This is a genomic window from Bradyrhizobium sp. RP6 (genome assembly GCF_003837805.1).
Taxonomy (GTDB): Bacteria; Pseudomonadota; Alphaproteobacteria; order Rhizobiales; family Xanthobacteraceae; genus Bradyrhizobium.
The window spans coordinates 1-18,445 of record NZ_RQIT01000006.1 but is presented as its reverse complement, the minus strand read 5'-3'; the positions used below and the strand labels follow the sequence as shown (position 1 = coordinate 18,445).

The following is an 18,445-nucleotide window of genomic DNA, read 5'->3' as shown; positions in this document are numbered from 1 at the left end:
CAAGGCGTCGACCGCTCGGGGGCTATCAAGTGACAGTTCCTGATGACGAACTTACCAGCCGTTCACCAATACCGGTTCACCAAAGATTCAGCACGCCGTCATCACCGGCGCGAGTAAAACTTTTCCGCAACCTCAATTTGAGTAGCGTGCAGGTCCCTCTCCCGCCTAGGGCTCGGACCTGTCCGTCGCCTCCCACGGAAGCCATACCTAATGAGCGTACAAACGCGCGCCATGCACATCGGCCGGTCCGACGCGAGTCGCAAGGTCGTGACGTACCGCAGCGGACACTTCACTGGATTCGTACCGTCCCGCAAGAACAAGGACATGGTACAGTACGAAAGCATTCTTGAGCGGGACTACATACAGTTGCTCGAGTCCGACCCTGACGTACTGAAGTATTCGGAACAGCCAAAGGCGCTCCGATGGTCCGACGGGGTGCAGAACTATAAGACCACATTCGATTTCGTGGTCACTCGTCGCGACGGTACTAAATACCTCGTCGAGGTCAAACCTCTCGCCAAGGTCATCAAGTACAAGTTGAACGAACTCTACGGATATGCTCGAGCGGCCGCGATAGCGAAGGGCTATTCGGATCTCGAGCTTTGGACCGATCGCGAGATCAGGGCGATGCCACGCCTCGGAAACGCCGAGCTGATCGTGTCCAGCGAAACCGGCTTTCGTGAGCAGGCGTTCGAACTGGCGCTCTTTACCGCAATAGCTTCGATGCGGCGCCACGCGGATCGCGCGACGATCCGCGAACTTCGAGCCGCGTCGAAGCTGGGCACCGCGGCCTACTGGCAGATCATCCGGATGGTCGCGCGGGGGCAGTTAATCCCCGCGGATGCGACCGCGCCGCTGGATGACCGTGCCATTCTGATGTTCGGCGGAGAAAGGATCTGCGCATGAACGCTCCTCTGATCCGGCTCAACAAAGGCGACGCAATCGTAATCGACGGCGTCTGGTACGAAGAGAAGCTGCGCACGAAGCGTTCGCTGACCCTCTCTCCGATCGGCGGCGAGGTTGCACGCACGTTCACGGCCGAGGAGTTGGCCGAACTTTATTTCGATCCAGCCGGGCGCATGAGGATCGAACGGGCAGCGCCCGTAGCGCTCGAGGAGGAGCTCGTCGAGGTGGTGTCGCGCCCGTTCGAAAGCTTCACTGACGATCAGCAGACCGAGATGCTGAAGCGTCTCGACTACGTCAAGGCTTGTGACCGCTTCTTCCCCCGCGGCTGCCATAGCAAAAGGCCGGAAGGGGGATACGCGAAGATCGCGCGCGTCGTCGCGCGCCATCGCAGACTGGTTCTTGCGAGTAACGAGGGTTGCCGTTCCCGCAATCTTGGATTGGAAGAGATCAGCGGATCGACGCTGCGCGACTGGTACGGAAGGTGGACGAGATCCGGCCGCATGCTCGGCGCACTCGCCCCCCTCACTCACAAGAAGGGGAACTCGGAGCCAAGAATGGATCCGGCTGTCAGGGGCATCATTGCCAAGTACGTCCGTCAGAAGTGGCTCACGTTGGAGAGGCCTAGTCTGACTGTAGTGCATCAGTTGATTTGCCGCGAAATCGAGCTGGTGAATTCGCAGCGGATCGGCGGCTCGTTGGCTGAACCGAGCGAGATGGCGGTGTGGCGTTGGATCAAGAAGAACGTCGATCGGTATGAAATCACTTTCTACCGACGCGGCCGCAAGGAAGCCGATCACGAAGCCCGATTGACGAAGCGGGCCCCCGTCGCAACCCGGCCGCTGCAGATCGTGGAGTTCGACGACACGCCTCTCGACATCATCATCGTCGACGACAACGGAAAGCCGAAAGGGCGGGCCTACCTCACCGTGGGGATTTGCCTTGCCACGGGCATGATCGTCGGCTGGTACATCGGGATCGAGAGCCCGAGCTGGTCGACCGTGATGCAAGCGCTCCGGATGTCGGTGCTGAAGAAGGATGAGAAGGAGCTCGAGGCCTGCGGAGCGGAATCTCCGTACCCTGTGTACGGCCTCCCGGAGTTGATCAAGATGGACAACGGCGCGGCATACCGGTCGCAGTCCATGGTCGCTGCTGCAGGGCAGCTACAAATCGAATTACGGCTGGTCCCCGTGGGCAAACCACACCTCAAGGGCAAAGTCGAGCGTTTCTTCGGAGAGGTGGCGCGCGACTTCTTCAGCCTCATGCCTGGTCGCACATTCGCCAATGTGCAGGAGCGCGGCGATTACGATTCCGAAGGCTACGCTCGTTTCACGCTCCGCGACGTGCGGCGGATGTTCATGCGATGGGTCGTCGACATCTACCACAATCGGCCGAACAGCAGGAGTTTCGGTCAGACGCCGCTCGAACGCTGGCAAGCGCTGTCAGGCGCTGGAGTGAGGCTGCCTCCGGAGGCGATGGACTTGACGCCGCTAATCGGCTTGCTGATCGATCGGACGATCGTGGCCGAGGGCATCACCTTCATGGGGCTTCACTTCAGCGGCCCGGTCCTGAAGGAGTTCAGGAAGCGAGGACATCTCGGTCAAAAGTGGATGGTCAAGGTGGACCCCTTGGACATCGGTCAGGTGCTGGTCCTGGACGAGTTGAAGCACCGGTGGACACCGGTGCCGTGTGTCCATCCCGAGCTGGTCAACGGATTGACACTGCGAATGTGGATGGACGTGGTCTCGGAAGCCCGCGACATGACGGAGGAGGGCCGGCGTGTGCGACGCAGTACTCTCCTCAAGGCGCGGGAGCACCTGATGCGGATCGCCCGGAAGGCGGGCAACAAGCCTCATGGGAAGATGACGGAGAAAGACTATCGCTGGATGCAGGAGCGTCTGGATTCTCCGGACTTCGAGATTTCCGTCGAGTTGGACGATGTCTCCAAGCTCAGGAAGTCGAGAACGCCAAAGGAGGCCGCCTCGGCTCGCCGTAAGGATCGGCCCGCCGATCGGCCGGCAGCGACCCCGCCTGAGTCCTTAATGGCGGAGCCTGCCTCGAAGGCGAAGGGACATCCCATCGCTGAGCGCGAATTGCCAGGCGCCGCCATGAAGGCCCGCGAAAAGCAGGTGGCGGACGAGATGCGGGAGCTCGATGAGCAAGAGAAGCTCCGTCAGATTCGTGAAGAGAGCGTCCGGAAGCCGGACGAGCCGGAGGCTGGACAAACTGTCACGCATTCCGCCGCCGAGCCGGAGCCGACGCTCGCCGAAGTGTCCTCGCCGCCGCTATCCCCAAACATCCCGAAGGAGGAAGAGACGGAATGTCCCCCGAAGAAGGAATCGCAAGGGATGACGAACTCCGGGCCGCCGCCAAAGCGGCGACGTCTTGTCAACGAGAACGACGACGAACTGTTTGGATAAGGAGGTTTCAGTGACCGAAAATTTCCAAAAGAAGATGGTTGCGCAAAATTTGCGGGATGCCGACGAGGCGCTGTATTCGGATATCGACCGCGATCGGAAATTCAATCGCTTGCAGACGACGGACCCCCAGCGCCTTGCCCGAAGGGCGAAGCTGAAGTCGTTTCGGGCGATCGATGTCTCGACGGCAAAGGGCGCGGCTGCGAAGGAGTACCTCGAGGCCATTCTGGACCGCATGGACTCTGGGATCGAGGGCTATTGTCTTGTCCTCCACGGAAGGACTGGCGCCGGGAAGACGCACATAATCGAGCGCCTGGTCGCCCATCCGGATTTGCGGGAGCGCGAGACGGAGGAGGGAAAGTACCGCCCACTCTTGAAGATCGTGGCTCCGGCGCCTTGTACGCTGAAGACGCTCGGCCTTCGAATCCTTCATCAGCTCGGATATCGGCCAAAGAAGTCTTTACGCGAGAACGAGGTATGGGACCGAGTTGAGGCAAATCTGAGAGCCCAAGGTGTGGGAATCCTGGTGATAGACGAGATGCACAACGTCCTGGCCGGCCGGAACTCGGCCGAGCGCCACAAGATCGCAATGACGTTGAAGTCTCTAATGGTTTCCGATGCGAACCCGGTTCAACTAATCCTAGCTGGGCTGGACTCATTGAAGAAGTTCGTGACGGACTACAGCGAACTTCATCGACGCACCCATTTTGTCGAGCTGGTCGCATTGGAGGCGGTTAAGGATTCTAAGAAATTCATGAAGTTCTTAAAAGCCCTCGAGGAAAAGCTTGGCATGGAGACGTGCGGCTTTACGGAAAACGACATGCCACATCGTTTTTGGTTCGCCTCTCGCGGCCTTGTAGGCCGCATGGCCTACTTCGCGCAGGAGGCGGCCACGATCGCGGTCTGCCTGGACGACGAGGTGGTTCGCGAGGAGCACCTGGCGGAGGCGTACCGCCGGCCCTATGGCATCGACGACGCTCGAAATCCGTTCCTCGTCCTGAATCCGCGCCTGTTGAAGATGCCGAAGAAGGAAGAAGATATCCGCGATGACGAGACTTTCTTGCGCGGCACAAAGAAACGCAGGACCGAGGACGACGAAGAGGAGCTATCCGAGAATTGAGATCCGGCCCCGCCGCAACTCCGGAGAAGGAGCGATTGGTTACCTGATGAGGGTGGCCCAAGCTCACGGTGTTCCGGATCTGTCCGAGATGCTGCTCCAGTTGGGGATTCCTTGGTTCCAGCTTGCCCAAGGGAAACATCTTGACATTGTGGCGAATGCGGCTGCGATCGACATCGATGCACTCTCCTTGGACACGGGCACGGTGGCGAATGGTGTGGTTCTCCTTCGTGGAGAGCGGCTCTACCGGGGGCAATGGTCGGTGTACGCGGGCCGCCGCGCCTGTCCGGCATGTCTCGCAGAAGATCCGGTCGATCCGCGACTACCACGCCCATGGCACCGCGCATGGTGGGACGTTCAGCCGCTGACGGCATGTCCTGTCCATGGCCTCGCGTTGATCGGTTCGTGTCCTCGCTGTGGGGAGCAGCTGGATTTCCGCTCGACGTCGATCGACCGCTGTCCGAAAGGTCACGATCTCATCGGGGCAGGCGCTTCTTTGGTCCCGATTAGGAAGTGCGCGGGGGACGGCTACCTACTCGGCAGACTTGGAGCAACGCCGCGAGTTGCATGCGAGGTGCTGGACGACGGGAACTTTGGAGAGGCTATTCAAGCCCTCGATCTTGTCGGCGCGGCATCACTCAAAGGACATGCCTTGCGTGAGGCCCGCGGCTTCGAGAAACATGTTGTACTTGACGCCGGCTATCGCGTGTTCGCTGCCTGGCCCGCAGCATTTGACGCGACCTTGGATGCTCTGCTCGCCGCCTCCGGCATCGGACCCGGAAGATGGGGCGCCGCAGCGGCTTACGGACAATTTCATTCCGGATTGCACGAACTGGGAAACGGCCCCATTGCTACAGCGCTGAAGGAACGGACAAGGCGACATGCCGTCGCCAACGGCGTGGCGATTTCGCGCATGGTGTTCGGAGTGGTCGAACCAGCAAAGGACCTCTGCTCGATCAAGGAGGCCGCAAGTCGTTTGGGTGTCGGCTTCGAACGCGCCCGCCGGGAGCTTGCCGGACGGGGCCTGGTCCCTCAACATACGCGCCGAGGTACGCCCGTAGCGATCCCTCGGGTCGCGGTGGAGAACCTCCTCTCAGAAAGGCGCGCGACATTGGGTTTGAGAATGGTCGCGAAGGAACTCAGTATCGGGCGCATGCAGGCCCGACGGCTGGCCTCCGCGGGTGTTTTCGGAGGAGCCAGTACGATCCTGCGAGGCAACCTCGACCAGTTCATCGAGAAGCTATCGGCAATCGCGCCTCGCGTTCCGCAGAAGGATGGAACGCCCCTGCCCAAAGGCTGCCGGACCGCGCGCTGCGGGATCGATCTAGCCGTTGACGCCATTCTCAAGGGTCGCATCCACGTTGCGGGATTCTGCCCGGGACGGGGGCTCGACGGTGTTCTTGTGCGTATCACGGACCTTCGACAACTCGGCAAGGACGGGCGGGATAGGATGACCATCGATGACGCAGCGGACTTGCTTGAATTGAAGTGGGAGACCGTTCGGGGGCTGATCCGGCTTCGGCTGCTCCGGTCCGGCAAGGACGGGATTGCGCGCGCAGCGATCGAGGCGTTCCGGAGGGATTTCGTGTCGGGTGTGCGGTTGGCGCAAGCCGCCAGCCTCTGCTCGCGCACATTGATGAAGGTAATGTTCGAAGCAGGTATTAGTCCGGCCGCGGCTCCCCCACGCTGCCGCCAAGTATTCTATCGCCGTTCGGACATCGTGAGCAGCCGACGTATCGCTTCGACGTACCCGGCACTTCGTGCTGCGGCTTCGACGAACGAAGCGGCATAAAGCTACGCCAAACCTCGGACTTCAACGCCGCAAAGCGATACTTTCTCAATTCGTTTACCTTGCATGGCTCAATTGCAGGACAAAACAAGTCTAGCTTCCTGAAATAGCAAATCGAGAACCTCTGTGTGGCACTACGACGTCGTCGTAGCGCCGGAGGGGCTTCGTGAGTTTTGCTATTCCTCAAGATTTTGATGCGCGTCGTCAAAAGCCTCTCGACACCCGCGTAGTTCTCTTCACCGACGAGCCCGCTTTTGCCTTAGCTCAACGCTTAGCCAGGCGTAATGGCGCGGGCTCTTTGTCCGACTTCTGCAGTGACATGGGCTTTTCCCACGCGGACGTGGTTCAGGGACGAGCAACAGCGAGAATTGCTGAACTGGCAAAGGCAGATCCGGTCGTCCTTGAGCGGACCACGTTCGTCAGACAGGATCGGAAAACTGTGCGCTTGGGGGACGAGGTGCTCAAATCGAGTGATTGGTCATATCGTTCTTTGCGAGCGTGCCCGAAATGTCTCCGAGAGGATATAGAGTTCGGGAAAGGCGATCCGGACTACAGGGCGCACGTAAGATCCTGGTGGAACTTGGCTTTCATGTACGCCTGTCCCTTCCACAATATTTGCTTAATCACCCACCATCCTGCTGACACAGAGAAGACCCTTGACCACAGAGCACTAGACGTCCGCTTTGCGGCGGGCGACGAGCACGACTTGGCGTCTGAACCATTGGAAAAGTTTGCTCCGGGTGCAGAAGTTGAAAAATACTTGCTTGGAAGGCTCGGGTTCATGACTTCAGTCAAGCACAAGAGTCTTGATGGCCTAGCACTCGGGCACGCGGTCGATCTGATGGATCGCATTGGAGCGGCGGCGGTTGGAGGGGCCTTCGCGCACACTAGTCGCGACGGCACTGTTTCTCGACGTGACGCCTTGTCCGCCGGATTCGCCATTCTCAGCGAGGGGAGCGCCGGGCTTTTTCGGCTGTTCGAACGGATACGCGAAGAGGCCAGTGCAGCCGAGAATGAATGGATACCAAAGGCGCAATACGGCCTACTTTATGCCTGGCTGTTCCATGTATCTACACGCGATATTGAGGGATACGAACCCATTCGAGAGCTTATGCTTGAATCCATCGGCTCGCCGAAGGCCGGACTTTTGCTGCGATAATTCTTACCCATGTTAGCCTCGCGGAGGTCCTTGGTGCCCAGTGGACGCTTCAGATGTTTCTGCGCGGCTTTGTCGTTGTTCAGCTCTAGCACCACGGCCTCCTGTAGGCCCTTGCTCACGGGACTGCCTTGCGGCGCAGTGGGTCCCGTGTCTATCTCTGATAACTCCCATCAAGGCGTGCACGAATAACCTCACCGCTTGTGACCACATGCGGCTGCTAAGCGCTTGCATCTCTGCTTTACTTAATTGACCTTCGATAGGAACTTATATGAGTGGCGCGCCGAGGAGAATGAACCGTATGTTATTGTTTATGCTATATGATTTCTACGCTTGAACGGCGAGATATGTCTAAGTGTATACTTTGGCCGCCGTACGCAATCGAGCTAGGCTGAACGAGAGGATTGCGTCCACCGAAAATCGGTTGACGCTTCGGGGGGCCTGGACGGCAGAGCCCTCTTAACAGTAAGTTCTTCGGTAAGGGGTCGCGCACCGCTGGTGTCGGCCCGGCCGCGTGTCTGCGTTGTCACCAAGAATGGAGACTCTCGCATTCTTGAAAAGCTCGATCCTCACCTGCGGCAAATCCTGGCGGAGTCGGTCGACCAGCCGGATCCTCGCCCGCTGACCGTGATTGTCGGCCTGCAGAGCGCAGCCGACCCTCGGCAGATGAACGAGTTGCGCGCCGCCGGCCTCAGGGCCCGCTCGACGATGGGGGACATCATCACTGGAACTATTTTGTCGACCGATCTGGTACGTATAGCTGAACATCCACTCGTGACCACTATCGAAGCGAGTCGACCGATGCATCCCAATAAGCCCGAGTAGCGATGTGAAATATCCCGCCGTTCTCCGCCCATTGGCCGTAGTCCCACCATCCCACGGAGCCGTGTGTGCGTAAGCTAGACCCTCAGCTTGAATTCATCGTCGAAAGCGGAGCGAGTGAGCTTCAAACACGCGCCACGCGTGACAGGTTCGGACTAAGGGTTGAGACTGACGATGGGATAGCTCCAGAGGTGGTCGTCTTGGTTCAGCATTCAGGCGATCCGCAAGCCCTGAGGCAGGCAGGCCTCCGGATCCGCGGCGTTGCAGGTGATATAGTTACAGGCTCGATCCGGATCGATTTGCTGCCAGCACTAACACAAATTGCCGACGTAGATCGCGTCGAAGGTGCGCGTGTTATGCACGCTGACCTTGATCTCGCGGTGACGGAGAGCCGCGCAAACCTTGTCCATACTGGACCGCCGGGCCGCCGCGGTGCAGGAGTGATCGTCGGCATTGTTGACACAGGCTGTGACTACACGCATCCCTCGTTTCGTCGAGCCGACGGCACAAGCCGCATCCTATTGCTTTGGGATCAGTCCCTGACTCCTGAAGGGGGAGAAACCAGCCCAGCTGGCTTCGACTACGGAGTCGAATATAGCAATGCTCACATCAACAGAGCACTGGCCGCTGAAGACCCGTTCACAATCGTCCGGCACCGTGACAGTCCACCGTTCCACGGCACACATGTTACCGGCATTGCAGCCGGCGATGGTTCGGCGCCAGGCCAGGGAATGCCAGCTGGGACCTTCGTCGGCGTTGCGCCAGAAGCCGATATCATCATTGTGTCGGATAATGCGAATGGGGCTGAGGGTATCGGCACGTCAGCCAATACTCTAGACGCGGTAAACTATATCTTCGAGCAAGCGGCAGCGCGCACCCAGGCGGCTGTGGTCAACATGAGTTTAGGAGATAACCTTGGGCCGCACGACGGCACCAGCCTTCTCGAGCGCGGACTCGATCACCTCCTCGGCGGTCCGGGACGTGCTTTCGTCAAGTCGGCCGGAAATGCCGGTGCTGCGCGCATTCACGCGCAAGGCAATGTTGCGGCCGGCGCGACCGTCGACGTGAAATTTTACTCACCGCCGGGCAACGTGACACCTGATCAGTTTGACCTTTGGTACGAAGGTGGAGACACATTCCGCGTGTCCCTCGTCGATCCAGCCGGGAACGTGGTTGGTCCCGTTGACGTCGGCGCTACCGACAGCTCCAACTTCGAAAGCGGCAACGCGGTTCGTATCGATCACCGCGACAAAGATCCAAACAACGGGGATCGACGCGTCTTCTTGAGCCTTCGGCCGGGTAACGCCGCGCAAATCCAGCAAGGCAACTGGACGATCCGCATCGAGGGAGTTGCAATCGTCGGAGAAGGCCATTTCGACGCATGGATCCAGCGAGGCAGCCCAGGACAAGTACCTACCTTTCTGGCCCCGTATGAAAATACAGCTCGAACAATTTCGACACCCGGAGCCGCAGCCGAAATGATCACAGTAGCCAATTACATCACGCGCGGCGCAGGCCCTGGCAGCCTTAGCTCGACATCAAGCCGCGGTCCAACAAGAGATGGGCGCACCGCTCCTACAGTTGCAGCGCCCGGTCAGATGATCATCTCGGCTCGTGGCCACTTCGTGACACCTCCAGGCGAGCCGTATCAGGTGATGGGCGGAACGTCGATGGCAGCGCCGCACGTCAGCGGCACCATTGCGCTCATCTTTGAAGAGAACGGAAACTGTACCCAGGGACAGATCAAGGCATGCCTTGAGGCCAGCGCGCGATCGGATGCTTTTACTGGTGCCGTCCCGAACACAGAATGGGGTGCCGGCAAGCTCGACGCGCATGCTGCGGTGGCTTGCACGCCCGCTCTAAACCAAGTTTGATGGTGGGGCGGCTGGCGCAACTCCTAGAAAAAATCACTTCTGAACTCGGAGGGCGAATATGGCGACTTGCACAGCTCCAGGCCATCCAACATGCACTATAACCTGCCAGAACGGTTGCATAGCAATCTATTGGGAACCTAATGGGCCATGCCAAACTTCCTGCTCGGGTTCGAGTCTCAACCTGGACGCAGGTAGCAGGTTCACCATACAGATTAGTGAGATCCCCGCAAAAGAGCTTGCTTCTGTGATCCTGAGCAACGCGTTCTCTAAAGATTTTTTGTCCGATTTAAGAAGCTCCACAAAAACTGTTTCGCTTTCGGCGGAGTCCGTCACGGTGAAGGAGCTCGCAATCGAAATTAGCAAGCGACTCTAGACACCTTGCAAGCTGTGCTTCAGCATGAACGGTGCACTGCTCGTCTAACAGAAACAATAGGGATCGTGTCAGCGATCTCCGGGCTGCAGACGCTTGAACTGAATCACCAGCTTAAAGCCCGAGCAGCAATAACCCAGTGGTATTAATGGGTCTATTATTCTATTACATACTGCTCAATAAAATAGTTTGTGATGAACCGAACGACTTCATCTTTCACATGGATCTGATCGGGAAACCAAGTCATGTCTCGAGGTGAATTCATGACAATTTCGTAGCTCGGGAAGTAGTCTACGAAATCGTAGCGATCTGCCACCGTATGAGCGCAGACTCGCAGCATAGCTTTGCTCAGTGTATTTGCAGATATCACGTCCATTGAAGTCAACGTCGCCGCCATTGGCGCCGGTGAAACTGTAAGTATTATCTTTGTATCGCCTGCCGATCCCCGAATAGCAGAGATCGTTCTTTCAAGTGATGCGAGGTTATCTTCAACATCAGAAATAACTACCCCGAAACGCTCAGAGTACCTCCGAATAAGGGACATGGGCGGCTTCACATTCATATAGAGCCCTGTCTCCAAGTCATGCCAAACCTCATTCAAGCCTAAAGTGATTACGACGGCGTCGCATTTGGATATGCCACTTGTAAGCTTCTGAATTTGGAGGCGTATGCCAGAAACCGTTTCATAGTCACCCAGCTTCGTACCGGTCGCGAGAGGATCCCACCAAAGTCCTTCGCCAGCATCGATCAAGCCTAGATTGGGGTAAGTAACGCGGCCCGTTGCTGAAAGAACCTCGCTCTCAATCGAATGCGTATTATACTTGTAAAGCGCGGCGGCTGGACTGAGCGAGGCTAAGTAGGCGTCAGCCGGCAAGCTGAATCGCTTGCTCACGACGTCGATGCCTCGCTCAGCTAATTTGTCCTCGACGTTGCGGGCGAAGCACGAACCTATCGTGAATACCTTCGCTGAAGATGAGATTTTGAACTTTGGCGCGACCCCAATCTTGACGTACTCACCGGAGAGAAGGCGCATTGCAGCGGTGTCGACAACTTCACCGTCGAACCACACAGTATGCTTGTTCGATCGTCGCGCTGCAATAATCTCTCTGAGTGTCCGAACTTTTGCGGCCACGGTCGCGCCCCCGTCGACTAGCGCCCTTTTGTATACGCGGTATCGAGCGGAGCCAAGCGCCGCTTTAGGATCAACCGAAGCCGGATCTTCGCAGAATTCAGGTTGGAAAGCCAGCTCATGGCGAGGCTCCTCGCGTTGATTGGCGGTTGCGCATAGACCGAAGCTCGGCTATAAGTAGCGATTGTTGCAAACTTATTTATTGAGGAGGAAGTCACAATGGCGAAAAAGATGCCGGTCACCGTGTTCGTCGATCCTGATGTTGAGACGACCTTTACCATCAAACCGCTTGCGGCTGGCTTGGCTAAACAACCCAAACCCATCGAAGGCGAGGATTTTCCGGAGGGCGTAACTGGCTCGGCGACAGCTACGGGAGTTGGACAGCCTAACCCTGACGTTGATGGTGCGGTTGACTACCAGTAGCGATTCCTTCTCGGAAGCAATTCCAGGTATTGTTTCCGAGAATTCTATTGGCGACTAATACAGGACAACCAGAACTTTCGAAGAGCTTCGAGTGCTACAAAGTAGAAAAGACCTGTTTGTCGCTACTTTCGAGCGATTTTCGGAGTCGGACTTAGAGACTTACTTTGCTCGTTTTATCAAGCTTTTGCCATTTCGACTTTTGAAGCCTGCGATAGAGGTTAATCCGCAGATTCAGCGTCTTGCTGGATTCGCAGAACTTTACGAGTTGCTCCGCTCAGATTTCACTTGCTGGCGAAATCCGGAACTATACCCATATCTAAACTACCTCAATTGTCCGGACAGCCGGCTCGTTGCTGAGAGCGTCCGTGCGCTTCGTATCCACACTGGGTTGGATTCCTTATCATTGGAAGCCGCTCAGTGTAGAAGCGTATGGCGTCTGCGGGCAGGAAACCACCGGGTTTTTCGAGTAGATGATCGATGCGTCACAGCTATCGACGATATTCTCGTTGACACCGGCAACCCATCGACCCCCTCCATCTATCGACCTTATCCAAATTTGTTCGATGACCTGCGCGTCGACTTGTATCATTGGCACGGTCGCTCCTGCAGAGCTGGGGAAGCTGAGGGTTACATAGAACAGGCGTTCCGGTTGATTGATCGATACTCACCTTCTTTGAAGGAGAACGTTTGCACAGTGCTAAATACAATTGCCCTGATGCCTTACGACGCAGAACTAGCAAGGAGCTTCACTCTGCGTAATTTTTACATTGGAGGGGCATTCGTATCTATTGATGACCCGATATCGTTGTCCGAGCAGATTATCCATGAGTATTATCATCAATGCATATGGCCTTGGTGGTTAATTGAAAAACCCGACGATCTGCCGGGTGATCATGTCAGGGTCGTTTCGCCTGTTACAGGTCGGGCACGGCCGCTAAACACAATGATTCAGGCTCTGCTAATTTATAGAAGCTTGATTGACTTCTATGAATGGGTAGGTGCGACCTTCAACACTGATGAAGTGGGGCTTTCAGCCGCTGAAGGGCGCCTTGTGGCCCTCAAGCGCAATCTAGAGCCCTTGGTCTCCCTTTTGTCTGATGCTACGCGGCAGATGCGCGCTACGCGTGAGATTATCGAGTTTCTGGCCCACACCTCAATCGGGTCTGATCAGCAATATGCGGGGTGAAGTAGGTGATCCTTATTGTGGGCAATTCGGGTGATCCGCATGTGGTTTCAGTCGCCAAAGAGCTCAGCAATTTAGACGCAGCATTTATGATATTTGACCCGTTCGGGAGTGATGGTGGAATTAGCTCATCAATTGCGCCCGGCGCAAGTGTGCGAGTAGGTAGAGCGCAAGTTCCGCTAGGTGACTTTCGCTCTGTATGGTGGAGGCAGAAACCACGGTCAGTTTCTGCACGCACAGCCGTTGACCTGTATGACGATAACTTTATCAACAAAGAGTGGAATTACTTCGCAAACTTCTTAAGTGCAGAAACAACTCAAATGTTTTCCGTAAATGATCGCGATAGGGCAAATTATGCAGACAACAAAATAACGCAATTAAAAATTGCGGACGAGATCGGATTCAAGATCCCACCGACGTTAATCTCAAATAATTACGAAGAAATCTGCGAATTCATCGACAACAATAAAGGCAGTAGGTCCGTATATAAATCGTTTACTCCGTATATGCCACCAAACGGCTTAATGACCTACACAACTGTCATCGAAAGAAAATCTCTGAACAAGTTTCGTGAACTTGTTGGAAGTGCGCCGGGTATCTATCAAGCGTATATTCCAAAGGACTGTGAGTATCGTGTCACGGTGGTAGGTGAAGAATGTTTTGTTGTAAAAATACTGGCGAACACCTCTGCCGAGGCGATGGTTGATTGGCGTCGGGACGTGTTCTCGGACATGTACACCCTGGGGACCATTGATCCCGACGTGAAGGACAAAATCCTAAGGATGAATCGACGCCTGGGTTTGTGTTTTGCAGCGTACGACTTGATACAGGGGAGAAACGGTGAGATTACATTCCTTGAATTAAACCCGTCAGGTCAATGGCTTTGGCTTGAGGAACGGCTCAAGCTCCCCGTTAGTTATCGTTTGGCATGCTTGTTAGCTAAGCGAGAGTAGGATTCAAAGCCGTCATAGGGATTCAAAGCTATGTGTACCGGCCGTGTGTACCGACGGTCGGTCTAGACTGCGTCGGTGCGTCATGGCGAACTGCCGCGGACGGCCCAGAAATTCTTCATGGCCGACTTCGGACGATTGTCCTCCAGCAACTGAAGAAGCCCGCTGGTAAGCTGCGGCCGCCAGGTTGAGGCCAAAAGCTTTGCTCGCCACGCGCGGGTCTCCGGGGGCGCGGCGTCCAATAGAGCAAGCATCATCCTTCTCTTGCCGAGATCGCTCCGGAGTTGCCGGATTTCACCGCTCGGGAATGGCGTCGCCCGTCGCTCGAGCGCCTCCTCGGATATCGCCGGATTCGCGGGCGCCCACGTCGTAGCTGCAGACCTGACCCGTCGATTAGGGCTCAAAATTAAGTCGAGAACTTTTGCAGTCGGCTGCGTCTGGGCCAGGATGCCGGCCGCTGATGCATCTCCGGCCTTCGACGCCCGTTCTAGCAGCGAGACATCGTCGGCCAGGAGGGGAAGGCGCCTGGCGAATTTGACGTAGGCTTCTCCTTCGTGGCGCTCCACGGCCGCGCGCATCAGGCGGACCGCTTCCGCCGGATCGACATCTACAACCCATTCCAAAGCCAACTTGGCCGATTCGAAGATACCGCTCAAAAATGGCTTGGCGATCGAGGCCGGTGCACGTAGCTGATGCAAGGCGAGGACGGCGCCGATGCGTACACCCTCTTCCGCATCCGCGCGGCGCGCCAGGAAGTTTTGGATGAGCTCGATGTCGTTCGCCGAGCCGACCGCACCAAGAGCAACAAGCAAGAAAGCCGCGTCGTAAACGTCGAGGTCGTCCGCGTTCAGTCGTGCCCGTATGGCCTCGGCCGATACTCGACCATGCACGGCAAGAATCGATGCGATCTCCGGCGTCACCGGTGTGGCGTCCTCGATCCCGCGAACGACGTTTTCGTCGCAATGCGCAAGCAACGCCGCCACGGCCATGGCTCGAACGTCGGGATCGGCCGCGGCAAATTGCTGTTTCAGGCCCGGAACGCAATTGGCCCGAGTGGATAGTGCAATGACTGCCATCGTCTTCTTCGGCAGATCGGACTTTTCCGGATCCGCTGTGGCGAATGCGGGCAACATGGCCAACAGCGCGTCGCTCGAGGACTGTCGCGAGTCGATGTAGCCGGCCACGTCCTCCACCCCGAACAAACCGAAGCTGTAGATCAGCATCATCGGTAACGCGTCGAGCGGTATATCGCACCCGAGACGCAACGCCGCATTCAAAGCGGCGGAACGATAGTCCTCGGAGGGCACTTTGCCGAGTAGACTGACGATGTAGTCGCGCACCACCCTAACGCATGGAGGACGCGCCGCGGTGAGCACCTCCATGGGCAGCGTGTAGGGTTCTCTCTTGTTCGTGCGGAAACCGGACGCCGCATCTTCCGGCGCGATCGCGGCGGCGGCGACGAAGGCAAAGGCGCGCACAATTTCACTCGGAGCTTTGTTCTCGATCTCGGCAAGCCACTGCAGGTCTTCTCGACGCGCAAGTCGCGGAAGCAGATGCGCGGCCCCCGTCAGGGACTGATCGACCTTCCAAAGGTCCAGGAGTTTCTCACGGGCTTTGTCGTCTTCCCCTTGCCAGTACTCGACCCGGGCCTTCGCGCCGGGGGTCAGATGTTCGTGAAGCGTGGGAAGGATAGGTTCCTCGACAGGGGCATTCACGATCCCCCCTTCGCTGTGCAACGGCGACGTCACAATCACATCGTCATTGGTCAAACCGCTTTGCCAGAAGGGTTTTGGGAAGCCATAGGCATGGCTCCCCCATCTACCGACGTTGACGTCGATCCAACCACTCGTCGTCGTCGCGTAAAGCGATCTCTCTAGGATCGAATAGTGCGTCATCATCACGACCGATACGATGACCAGTAGCGCAAGGGTTCCGATCGCCGCGAAGCGCGCGAGATCACGTCGTGAATAGCGCGCAAGTAATTGCAAGATCCGGCTTTCGGTGAGCCGGGCCTGCCTGAAGAGGAGCGGGTCTTTCCCGTAGACGCCGTAGAACGTCTGCTCCTGTCGATAGGTCTCGTCGAGTTGCCTGACTTGGCGGTCGACATTGTCCGCTATGTAGCGGGTAAGGTCAGATAGGAAAATCGCGCCGGGGATGAGACCGACCGGATCAGAGCCGTCGATGCATCTCCTCAAGTAGGTCGAGAAGAACGTACTTCCGCCGGCCGCGGCTTCCCAAGAGCGCTGTTCTGCGCGCGTCGAACTGAGAAGGACCCGATAGCCGCTGCGCCCCCGAGATCTGAAGAATTGCGGGACGTGATCCGCGAAATTGGCGCCGTAGCAGCAATCGATGACCAAGAGCACGCCATAGGCCCGGGTGCCCGATAGAGCGCTGCCTATCTCGGAGCCGCGAACGGGAGTGGGCGCCTGGTCGCCGGGCCGGGTGTCCCAGGTGATCAATGCGAAGTCCGACGGCAACGGTTGCCCGTGGCCGGCGAAATAGATGAAGATGCGGTCGGCTTCCGAAGCCTTCGACGAGATAGCAGCGATCTCCTTCAAGATCGTTGCGCTGGTCGCCTCCGCTTCGCGGAGCAATTTCACGTCTGATGGCGGAAGTCCACATCCTTTCGGATCGACCAAAGCTTGATGCAGGGCGGCAGCGTCACGGGCCGGCGCGCCGAGTTGGCGATAGTGCGGATTGCTGGAGACGCCGATCAGTAGAGCGAGAATTCGTCCCCCTTGCGCCCCTTGCTCTTGCTGGTGTTGCGTCACTACCACCATCTACTGAAGAAGCTTTTACGAACGTCGGAACGTGGCGGCAAACCTGCCTCGTCCACCGACCGTGCGCTTGGTGGTTCCGAAGGCGGCGTTTTCGAGGTCATCGTGTTGAGGCCCACCGCCGAAGAATAGACGAGACAGCCATTCAGGACGGCTACAAAATACCCGCTCAACTCGCTGGTTTGGGTGAATACGGCGACGAGAAGTACGATCGCTTCCGCCAGGACGAGCGTCAGCCACTTGGCGCTCACATTGAATACCGATTGAAGCGTGTTGCCGACGACAACCGTGGCGGCGGTCGCTCCCGCGAAAGTGCCCAGTGTAGCCAGATTGAATAACTCTTGCGCCATCTATTCCCCCGAAGCGCCCGTTTCTGGCGACAACTTATAGTATAGCATCGGGATCGGCAATTAGCCGGTCCCACGTCCTTCCGATCGCGTTCGGCGTCGCACGGTGTTTATCTTTTGCTCGCAGGCGCTTGAGACGCACTACACGGAACCCGACCTTATCGCCGGTGTCGAGAAGGCTATGGAGCGCCGCTGCGAGCCGTCCCAACCTGGCGAATCCGACCGACGGAATCCCGTTCGTCGAATGGCTCATGTGGTGTATCGAGGTGATGCAGAGTGGCGACGCCATCCATCTTCCGGAGGACGACGTCCAACGGCAACTCGCTCAAATCTACCATCGGTCCGGCGCCACGAAAACGGCCGTCGAAGCGATGTTGAACCGCCTAAAGGTCCAGGCGTTTCCTCGATCGCCCGTTTGACAAGATCCTCGAGCGCGTTCTGAGGCTAAGGCCAAAAGTAATTCCATATGAACTCATAATGTCGAACGAACGCAAGTTCGACACCGGGGTACGTCCTAAGCAACCTAGTGCTTGGTCCCACATTCGCCCGCGTCAAGCACGGGCTGCCGCTCGGTACTCGCTGTAACTGCACAAAGCCGGCGCACTTCGCCGCCTGCACCGCAAGACAAACTTGCCGTCAAGTAACTGGTCTACGTGTCCAGCTTGCATCGATCAAGCGATGGCTGCGCGCTAATGACGTGTCCGGCCTAGCTAGGACGTGGCTTTGACCTCCGGCCACCATACTCCTTAACGGGAATATTGTCGCTCGACAACTAACCTTTGCTGAGTTTGCTGCCGCGATCGTTCTCGGTTGCCGCCGACCGAGCTGGGGCCAATACAACCTGAAATGTGGCGTCAGGGCATTTGAGTCAGGATTGTGCGTTAAAGCGATTTCTTAGAGTCAGACAACTGCGTTATTTGAGTCAGGGAATTGAGTTACCCCGCGCAAATCGACTATTGATTCTGCTGCGGAATTTTTGGGCCCTGAGTCGAGGTTTCCTGTTAGAGGACAGCTTCCAGCCTAATCTCTCAGCCAAGCACTCGCTGCACCTCTCCCGCTTGCGAGGGCTTTGCTTAATCGGGCGTGCGGGAGCAGTTCCCGATATGAGACTTTTTTGCGAGGCGTCGATCGGCGCGCGGCGTCGAACGATTGCGTTTTCGCGGCCGATCGAGGGCGTTGGGCTGCGGC

Annotated in this window: 13 protein-coding genes; 10 read left to right on the top strand and 3 right to left on the bottom strand. The window is 57.3% G+C overall.

Annotated features, from left to right (window positions below; translation table 11 throughout):
- Nucleotides 1-210: 210 nt before the first annotated feature.
- From EHH60_RS14335 to EHH60_RS14305, 7 genes are all read left to right on the top strand, one after another.
- Nucleotides 211-906 carry a TnsA endonuclease N-terminal domain-containing protein gene (locus tag EHH60_RS14335; protein ID WP_124160115.1) on the top strand — a complete coding sequence of 232 codons (696 nt, stop codon included), beginning with the start codon at nt 211-213 and terminating at the stop codon, nt 904-906.
- A complete protein-coding gene (locus EHH60_RS14330) occupies nt 903-3,323 on the top strand; it encodes a TnsB C-terminal domain-containing protein (RefSeq protein ID WP_124160114.1) in 2,421 nt (806 codons plus the stop codon). The genes EHH60_RS14335 and EHH60_RS14330 overlap by 4 nt, the downstream gene beginning before the upstream one ends.
- A 10-nt stretch (nt 3,324-3,333) precedes the next feature.
- A complete protein-coding gene (locus EHH60_RS14325; protein ID WP_124160113.1) occupies nt 3,334-4,440 on the top strand; it encodes a TniB family NTP-binding protein in 1,107 nt (368 codons plus the stop codon).
- Nucleotides 4,367-6,229: a TniQ family protein gene (locus tag EHH60_RS14320; protein WP_124160112.1), complete on the top strand. Its 1,863-nt coding sequence runs from the start codon at nt 4,367-4,369 to the stop codon at nt 6,227-6,229. The genes EHH60_RS14325 and EHH60_RS14320 overlap by 74 nt, the downstream gene beginning before the upstream one ends.
- A 163-nt stretch (nt 6,230-6,392) precedes the next feature.
- Nucleotides 6,393-7,385, top strand: coding sequence for a TniQ family protein (locus EHH60_RS14315; RefSeq protein WP_124160111.1), 993 nt, complete (start codon nt 6,393-6,395; stop codon nt 7,383-7,385).
- Nucleotides 7,386-7,880: 495 nt separating this feature from the next.
- Nucleotides 7,881-8,207: a hypothetical protein gene (locus EHH60_RS14310; protein ID WP_124160110.1), complete on the top strand. Its 327-nt coding sequence runs from the start codon at nt 7,881-7,883 to the stop codon at nt 8,205-8,207.
- A 65-nt stretch (nt 8,208-8,272) separates the two neighbouring features.
- Nucleotides 8,273-10,078: a S8 family peptidase gene (locus EHH60_RS14305; RefSeq protein WP_124160109.1), complete on the top strand. Its 1,806-nt coding sequence runs from the start codon at nt 8,273-8,275 to the stop codon at nt 10,076-10,078.
- Between the two features lie 527 nt (nt 10,079-10,605).
- Here EHH60_RS14305 and EHH60_RS14300 read toward each other — a convergent pair.
- Nucleotides 10,606-11,580: a GSCFA domain-containing protein gene (locus EHH60_RS14300; protein ID WP_124160108.1), complete on the bottom strand. Its 975-nt coding sequence runs from the start codon at nt 11,578-11,580 to the stop codon at nt 10,606-10,608.
- Nucleotides 11,581-11,796: 216 nt separating this feature from the next.
- On the opposite strand from EHH60_RS14300, the gene EHH60_RS14295 reads away from it, so the two are divergent.
- The 3 genes from EHH60_RS14295 to EHH60_RS14285 all read left to right on the top strand — a co-directional run bounded on the left by EHH60_RS14295 (nt 11,797) and on the right by EHH60_RS14285 (nt 14,136).
- A complete protein-coding gene (locus EHH60_RS14295; protein WP_124160107.1) occupies nt 11,797-12,000 on the top strand; it encodes a hypothetical protein in 204 nt (67 codons plus the stop codon).
- A 91-nt stretch (nt 12,001-12,091) separates the two neighbouring features.
- Nucleotides 12,092-13,186 (top strand): HEXXH motif-containing putative peptide modification protein, encoded by a 1,095-nt coding sequence (locus EHH60_RS14290; protein WP_124160106.1) that lies wholly within the window; start codon nt 12,092-12,094, stop codon nt 13,184-13,186.
- Between the two features lie 5 nt (nt 13,187-13,191).
- On the top strand, nt 13,192-14,136 hold the full coding sequence (locus tag EHH60_RS14285; RefSeq protein WP_124160105.1) for an MvdC/MvdD family ATP grasp protein: 945 nt from the start codon (nt 13,192-13,194) through the stop codon (nt 14,134-14,136).
- An 80-nt stretch (nt 14,137-14,216) separates the two neighbouring features.
- On the opposite strand, the gene EHH60_RS14280 is transcribed toward EHH60_RS14285, so the two are convergent.
- Together EHH60_RS14280 and EHH60_RS14275 are read right to left on the bottom strand one after the other, a co-directional pair.
- Nucleotides 14,217-16,913, bottom strand: coding sequence for a caspase family protein (locus tag EHH60_RS14280; RefSeq protein ID WP_124160104.1), 2,697 nt, complete (start codon nt 16,911-16,913; stop codon nt 14,217-14,219).
- The gene (locus tag EHH60_RS14275; protein WP_124160103.1) at nt 16,904-17,260 is read right to left on the bottom strand and encodes a hypothetical protein; all 357 of its coding nucleotides are present in this window, start codon (nt 17,258-17,260) and stop codon (nt 16,904-16,906) included. The genes EHH60_RS14280 and EHH60_RS14275 overlap by 10 nt, the downstream gene beginning before the upstream one ends.
- Nucleotides 17,261-18,445: the final 1,185 nt, after the last annotated feature.